The following is a 2,876-nucleotide window of genomic DNA, read 5'->3' as shown; positions in this document are numbered from 1 at the left end:
TTCTTCCACATCTTTCAAAGCCGGGTGCAACTGGCGGCCCTTACCGCCGAGTATCCCTTTCAGCAAAACAGATCTTACCACGATTCCCACACCCGCAGCTTCCGCAGCATCGAAGCATTGCGCCTGGCGCTGGTCCATCAGGTTGTAGGGCAATTGTATCACATCCCAGTCGCCGCTGGCGATTGCCTGTTCCGTTTCATTCGTGTGGTAAGTTGAAATCCCCGTAGCGCGGCAAAGCCCCTGTTGTTTGATATCGCTGAATATTTCCGCAACCGCCTGGCTTTCGAGGATAGCGGCGCTGGCCTGGTGGAGCATGAAAACATCTACATAATCCGTTTGCAGTGCCTGCAAGCTTTCCTGCAGCGATCTGGAAATGAATTCACGGAGGACCTCCGCCGGAGGCAGCGGCTGGCCCGGCTGATGCAGGTGCCGGCATTTCGTAGCCAGCACCGCTTCCTGCCTGCGGCCCAGAAAAGCACGGCCCATAATTTCTTCGCTGTTGCCATATAACCGGGCCGTATCGAAAAAATTGATCCCGCCATCTAAAGCCGCATGCAGCAACCGGACGGCCTCCCGTTCCGGCAGCATATCTTCCCGACCGTGGACGCCGATGCCATAAGGCATCCCGATTTCCACGCCGCCAAAAGCCACTTCCGACACATGAATGCCGGTATTGCCCAATACTCTTTTTTCCATTATCGAATTGAATGCAGTTAAATTATCGATTGAACTTGAAGGCATACAGATCCGCGTCCTTCATATGCACGCGCATCCGCACCGGCTTTCCGGCCAGGGTGCTCAAGTCGTGGTTCCCCTTCCACCGCACGATGCGCCGCGTTTCGTTGCCAATGATCACCTCGGCATCGCCCTTCGCAAAGCCGGGAACGGGATTCCCCGCAGCATCGAGCATTTCTATCCGGATTTCGCCGGCGGCGGATGTCGAGCAGTTGATTTCCAGTTCTTTTCCTTCAAATGTAAAAACTTTCGTGGTCATGCTCCCGCCGCCAAAAGGCGCATGCAGGGAGGCGAAGCCGTCGAGGCGAAGAGTGTAGCGCTTCAGGTGCGCACCTTCCTGTGCATATGCTTCGTTGACATACAACGACAACTCATCCGCGCCGGTCTGCACAACGTTCAATGCCGGGTAATTCGACCGCGACACCCAGTTGCCAATGCCAATACCCGGACGGATAAACGATTCCAGGAACGTCCGTTCGTAGGCTGTTCCGCCTCGGGTCGAGAACAACACCACGTCGGAGCAGTCGCGGTAATATTGCGGATCTACCTTCAGGCGTTTGGCCTCCGCGTCGCTCACCACCTGCCTGCCGGGCATGAACCGGGCGCCGATGGCCAGCGCAATATGCGGCGCGCGGACGTACGGGCTCGTCTGTTGCGTATACAGCTGTTCGCGAGGGGTATCGCCGAAAGCCATTTCCTGCGGTTCCGACCAATGCAGGAAATCCTTCGAAACCGCGCGGCTCACCGACCGGTACGCCGTTTTGCCCACTTTGCTCATGGTCCGGAAGTAGCAGACATACTGCTGCTCGCTTTCCGACCAGAACGCCACGTTCTGCGAGTCAAATGCGCCTTTGGTGATCACCGGCGCTTCCTGCATTTTGTGCCAGCGAAGGCCATCGGGCGAAGAATAAGCCAGCAACCCCGTTTCGCGGGTGCCGCAGATAGCTTTATAACGGAGATGGGCCGGAGCGGCGGGGTTGGCGTCGATGAAAGGACTAAAGTTATGGCTGGCGGGCGTTTCATGCGCGATCACCACGTTGTTGCGAAGGCTGCCATGTACCCGGTGCTGCTTCAGCACGGGTTTGGACCAGGTAATCCCGTCGGGGGATTCGGCCAGGCAGGTGACTTCGTGTTCATTGCCGTCTTTCCCGGAAACGGGAACGCCGCGGTAATAAGCGCGGTAGGTATCGCCATCGCGGAGGACCGTTACATACCCGCTGAAGCGGCCTTCCCAGGGCTTATCGAAATACAGTACGGCGCCGGATTCGCGCGGGGCGTGCATGCGCAGCTCTACACTTTCCAGCTTCTCCACCAGGTGCCTGTCCACGAATATTTCCCGCCTGTCGGCGATATGCAGGGCTCCGGGGGCCTGCCCGTGACTGCCGGGCAAGGCCGCGCCGAAGGCTGCGATCAGGGAAAAAAGATGCTTTCTCGTCATTTTACGTTACTTAACCACGCCTGTCAGCGTCATTTCCATGAATTGAATACCGGCTTGTTTGCCCCAGGTTTCCTGGCATACGATGCGCAGGTAGCGCACGTCCGGCGAATCCGCCGGGAAATAGTACTTCTCTCCTTCCGTATGTGCGTACCGGATATCTTCTTCGGTGAGCGTTCCCACCGAAGCGCCCGAAGGCTTGAAAGATTCGTAGGTACCGAGTTTCACCCATCCCGAAAAATCAGCGGTTACATCCGGCGTGGCGCTGCCCCAGACTTCGAAGCGGCGCATGTGCGAGTGGTTGTACAACAGGTTCGACTCCGGCCGGTTATTGATCAGCAGGCGGCTCAGGCGGGTTAATTGTCCCATATCCACGGTGAACTGGTTGTTATTGTTCGCGAAGCCCAGCGTGATGCCGCCATCCCAGGCATTTTCGATCCGCCAGGCGGCCGTGGTATTGCCGGTGTAAGGAATGCCGGTCGGGTTCCAGCGTTTGAACAGCGATTTATCGAGCTGTACGCCTTCCACCACTACCGGTTCCAGCGGTTCGAATGCAGTCGAAAAAGTATCGACGGCCGTGGGCTCGGGCAGGAACCGGGTGCTGTATTGCACATCACCCGCTACATCCGTCAGTATCGTCTCCACTTCCGACAACGGCACTTTATATAGTCTTTCCACTCCATCCACATCCCTGTACCGGATTTCG

General features: G+C 57.3%; 3 protein-coding genes. All 3 read right to left on the bottom strand.

The window, feature by feature from the left end; genetic code table 11:
* Positions 1-696, bottom strand: a 696-nt coding sequence (locus tag Q0510_RS08930; protein ID WP_298710179.1) for an aldo/keto reductase, incomplete at its 3' end; no start/stop codon positions are given.
* Positions 697-718: 22 nt separating this feature from the next.
* A complete protein-coding gene (locus tag Q0510_RS08925) occupies positions 719-2,173 on the bottom strand; it encodes a hypothetical protein (RefSeq protein ID WP_298710177.1) in 1,455 nt (484 codons plus the stop codon).
* A gap of 6 nt (positions 2,174-2,179) precedes the next feature.
* The coding region (locus tag Q0510_RS08920; RefSeq protein ID WP_298710175.1) for a DUF5000 domain-containing lipoprotein at positions 2,180-2,876 on the bottom strand (697 nt) is incomplete at its 5' end.

Origin of the sequence: uncultured Chitinophaga sp. (assembly GCF_937874145.1) — a bacterium.
GTDB lineage: Bacteria > Bacteroidota > Bacteroidia > Chitinophagales > Chitinophagaceae > Chitinophaga.
This window is presented reverse-complemented; position numbering and strand designations above follow the sequence as displayed.

Coding starts and splice junctions, on each gene's coding strand:
- Q0510_RS08925 (WP_298710177.1), bottom strand. CDS start 2,173: ATGACGAGAAAGCATCTTTTTTCCCTGATCGCAGCCTTCGGCGCGGCC.